The 3,812-nt window shown below is 37.4% G+C and carries 4 protein-coding genes and 1 pseudogene; 1 reads left to right on the plus strand and 4 read right to left on the minus strand.

All coding sequences use genetic code 11. From position 1 onward, the window contains the following. Nucleotides 1-186 precede the first annotated feature (186 nt). The 3 genes from fbaA to B0186_RS11380 all read right to left on the minus strand — a co-directional run bounded on the left by fbaA (nucleotide 187) and on the right by B0186_RS11380 (nucleotide 3,437). Nucleotides 187-1,266: a class II fructose-bisphosphate aldolase gene (fbaA, locus tag B0186_RS11370; RefSeq protein ID WP_078219577.1), complete on the minus strand. Its 1,080-nt coding sequence runs from the start codon at nucleotides 1,264-1,266 to the stop codon at nucleotides 187-189. Between the two features lie 91 nt (nucleotides 1,267-1,357). Further along, nucleotides 1,358-2,527, minus strand: a complete 1,170-nt coding sequence (gene pgk / locus B0186_RS11375) for a phosphoglycerate kinase (RefSeq protein ID WP_078219578.1) — start codon at nucleotides 2,525-2,527, stop codon at nucleotides 1,358-1,360. Between the two features lie 169 nt (nucleotides 2,528-2,696). Continuing rightward, the gene (locus tag B0186_RS11380) at nucleotides 2,697-3,437 is read right to left on the minus strand and encodes a ribonuclease T2 family protein (protein WP_078219579.1); all 741 of its coding nucleotides are present in this window, start codon (nucleotides 3,435-3,437) and stop codon (nucleotides 2,697-2,699) included. Between the two features lie 71 nt (nucleotides 3,438-3,508). Between B0186_RS11380 and B0186_RS12180 the strand changes: the two genes are divergently transcribed. Further along, nucleotides 3,509-3,727 carry a YfhL family 4Fe-4S dicluster ferredoxin gene (locus tag B0186_RS12180; protein ID WP_078219580.1) on the plus strand — a complete coding sequence of 73 codons (219 nt, stop codon included), beginning with the start codon at nucleotides 3,509-3,511 and terminating at the stop codon, nucleotides 3,725-3,727. Here the strand turns inward: B0186_RS12180 and B0186_RS11580 are convergent. Next, nucleotides 3,687-3,812 (minus strand): annotated as a pseudogene (locus B0186_RS11580) (IS256 family transposase); the annotation flags it as partial. The gene B0186_RS12180 and the pseudogene B0186_RS11580 overlap by 41 nt on opposite strands.

Consider the following 3,812-nt stretch of genomic DNA (forward strand, 5'->3'; position numbering starts at 1 on the left):
AAAATTAGGGAAAATGACCACTTGCAAGGTTATCTGAAGGGAAAATAAAGGAAAAACGAAGAGAAAAGTGAGAAACTAAAAAATAAACCCACGTTTATCAAATGACTTTGAAAAGGTGGGTTTGTCAGTGGTCTGAAATAAACCGAACTTTAAAAGTGCGGTTTATTTTTAGATAATTTTGAAAAACTATAGAACATCAACACAGTTCAAATCTTCAAAAGATTTTTCTAAGCGTTTAGACATAGATTCTTCTGCTTTACGTAACCAAACACGTGGATCGTAGTATTTTTTGTTTGGTGCATCAGGACCTTCTGGGTTGCCTAATTGACCTTGTAAGTATGCTTCATTTGCTTTATAGAATTGAAGGATACCATCCCAAGTTGCCCATTGTGTATCAGTATCGATATTCATCTTAATCGCACCATAGCTGATTGCTTCGCGGATTTCTTCAGTTGAAGAACCTGAACCACCATGGAATACGAAATCTAATGATTTCGCTGGAAGATTACGCTCTTTCGATACGAACTCTTGTGATGCGCCTAAAATAGATGGTTTTAATTTTACGTTACCCGGTTTATATACGCCATGTACGTTACCAAAAGCCGCAGCGATTGTGAAACGTGGGCTAATTGGATTTAATTGATCGTAAACATAAAGTACATCTTCAGGTTGAGTATAAAGTTTAGACTCATCTACATCTGAATTATCAACACCATCTTCTTCCCCACCAGTAATACCGATTTCGATTTCAAGTGTCATACCCATTTTATCCATACGAGCAAGATACTCACGACAAATTGCCATATTTTCAGCCATTGGCTCTTCAGATAAATCAATCATATGAGATGAGAATAATGGCTTACCTGTTTCTGCAAAATGTTTTTCACCCACATCCAATAAACCGTCAATCCATGGAAGTAATTTTTTCGCTGCATGGTCAGTGTGAAGAATCACAGGAACACCATATTCTGCTGCTAATGCATGAACATGTTTCGCACCAGCAATCGCACCTAGAACATCTGGGCGAGCTCCACTCGTTGGTTTAATGCCTTTACCAGCGTAGAAGGCAGCACCACCATTTGAGAATTGAATAATAACAGGCGCTTTTACACGAGCAGCTGTTTCTAATACAGCATTCACAGAATCTGTACCCACGCAGTTTACTGCAGGAATTGCAAAGTTATTTGCTTTTGCATAAGCGAATACTTTTTGAACGTCATCACCAGTTAATACACCTGGTTTTACAATGTCTAATAATTTTGCCATTTTCATATTTCCTATATAACGTGCAATTCTTGCACTAGTAAAAATTAAATCAATCTACAACGTAAAGTGCAATTTCTTGCACTTTACAAAATTAACCATTTGCGCGTTTTTCTAAGATTTCAACTGCTGGTAATACTTTGCCTTCTACAAACTCTAAGAATGCACCACCACCGGTTGAAATATAAGAAATTTTATCTTTGATACCGAATAAATCAATTGCAGCTAAAGTATCACCGCCGCCAGCAATAGAGAATGCACCATTTGCAGTTGCTTCTGCGATTGCATTAGAGATGATTTCAGTACCTTTACGGAAGTTAGGGAATTCAAATACGCCTACTGGACCATTCCAAAGAATCGTTTTTGAGTTACGAATAATTTCCGCTAATTGCTCAGCAGATTTATCGCCAATATCAAAAATAGATTCGTCTGCGGCTACTTCATTTACTGCTTTTTCTATTGCTGGTGCCGTTTCTGAAAACTCAGTACCTACACGCACATCAACAGGCACAGGAATATTAGTTGCTTTTGATAAGCGTTGTGCTTCAGGGATTAAATCTGCTTCATATAAAGATTTACCCACATTATGACCTTCTGCTGCAATGAAAGTATTTGCGATACCGCCGCCCACGATTAATTGATCAGCAATTTTTGATAAGCTATCTAATACAGTTAATTTTGTTGATACTTTTGAACCACCAACAATGGCTAACATTGGGCGTTGTGGTTCTTTTAATGCTTTACCTAAAGCATCTAATTCAGCGGCTAATAATGGGCCTGCACAAGCAATTGGTGCAAATTCTGCTACGCCGTAAGTTGATGCTTGTGCACGGTGTGCTGTACCAAATGCATCCATCACAAATACATCACAAAGTGCGGCATATTTTTTGCCTAATTCTGGATCGTTTTTCTTCTCACCTTTATTTACACGTACGTTTTCAAGAACAACGATTTCACCTTCGTTTACTTCTACGCCATCAAGATAATTTTGTGCTAAACGAACGTTAAAGCCAGCATCTTTCAAATAATCAACAACAGGTTGTAATGAATCTTCAGGTTTAAATTCACCTTCAGTCGGACGACCTAAGTGCGAAGTTACCATCACTTTTGCACCTTTCTCAAGTGCAAGTTTTAAAGTAGGAATAGTGGCTTTAATACGTGCATCAGAAGTCACTTTGCCTTCTTTTACTGGCACATTTAAATCTGCACGAATAAATACTCTTTTACCTGCTAAATCTAGGTCTGTCATTTTAATTACTGACATAATTTGCCCTCTTTATATTGATTAAAATTGATAAAAACTGTTGCACATTATACCCAGTTATGACTAGGTTGTAACGAACTAGATCAAATTAACGCTAATATTTTTTTAAATAAATTAAATTATTAACAAAAATTTAACTTTCTCATTAATAATGATCTAATTCCATGAATTAACGATTGCGTGGGCAATCAATTACTTGCCAATCTAATCCGTAGCAAATAAATAGCTCATTGTGACTTGCCCCAAAATACGCATTTTTCAACTGTGGATTATTTTTCTTCATCCAAGCGAATAACTCATTTCTTGAATTAAATTGCTGCTTAGGCAAGGTTAAAGTGCGGTACAATTCTTGCTGTTTTTTGAAATACTGCTCTGCTTGTCTAAAGGCACAAGCACCATGTTTTTCCCATTCACCTTGCAATAAAGTAGCGCTAGGACTTTCCGCTAAATAAGGCTCAATCACTGAACTTGGCAACATAGGTAAATCGCCCTGACAAAAACGAGGGTGTTCAGAAATTTGTCGAGCATTTTTATTTTGCGCCCATAAACCATGAATAACCCAACCAAATTTCTGTGTCGTATCACATTGCAATTGCATTGAAGTAGGCAAATTTTTGCCATAGCGCTCACGCTGGCTATCGCAAAATGCAGGCGACCAAGATAGCACTAAAGTGTAATAATCTGTTTTCGCCTGTTTGTTTTGCCCAATACTGTCATTAGCCATCACATAATCATAATTTGCAGGAATAGATTTTAGTTTAGGCTTGGGCTGAGGTATTGACTGAGCAGTGGGCTCAGATATGGCTTCAGATTTTTGCTCACTAGGAAAGAAATGTTCCCAAACAAAAAAGAACAGCGACAAAAGCGCTAGCACAAGGAGAGAGAAGAAATTGAGTTGTTTTTTACGCATAAAATTCCTATTCAATTTTGGGCTGATATTCTTTATATATCAGCCCTTTTTTAACACAAGGTTAATGGAAAATGGCACTATTTATCACTGACAAATGCACAAACTGCGATATGTGTTTACCAGAATGTCCGAATGATGCAATTTCAGTTGGCGATGAAATTTATGTGATTGATCCTAACCTTTGTACTGAATGTGTAGGGCATTATGACAGGACCCTATCCCAAATTCTGTGTAAACACCCATCTCAACTTAACGGTGCTCGTCTAGGCGAGCACCGAAATCAATCATAAATCGATTCATCGCCAGTTTCCAGTTTTGAATCGGCATTGTCCATTTTTTTGAGGCATCTTTCATCGCAAGCCAAATTACTTTGAA

It is taken from the genome of Canicola haemoglobinophilus (genome assembly GCF_002015075.1).
Taxonomy (GTDB): Bacteria; Pseudomonadota; Gammaproteobacteria; order Enterobacterales; family Pasteurellaceae; genus Canicola; species Canicola haemoglobinophilus.